Source organism: Paenibacillus sp. FW101-FHT12H11, from assembly GCF_058790355.1.
Genome location: NZ_JBYTCO010000004.1, coordinates 640,383 through 640,653, shown reverse-complemented (window position 1 = coordinate 640,653; position 271 = coordinate 640,383).

The following is a 271-nucleotide window of genomic DNA, read 5'->3' as shown; positions in this document are numbered from 1 at the left end:
TTGAGTAAGTGTTTGTTCCAGTCCAGTGTGCGTTCAAGCGGAGTGTGCGGAGTGTGTATTCAATCGGTGCTATATTGCACTTTGTGCAACTTGAAAGCGCTCTACAAGCGCCATCCCATCGCTTCATTGCACTTTATACAACCATTTAGCCTCAAAAGGGCTATTTTGCCCCCTACTCCCCCCAGATGGTTGTATTTTGTACAACGAAGCAGGCATTAATGTAGAGAAATATGTAATTTGGCTGCACTAAGTACAACCAAGGTTGGATCCC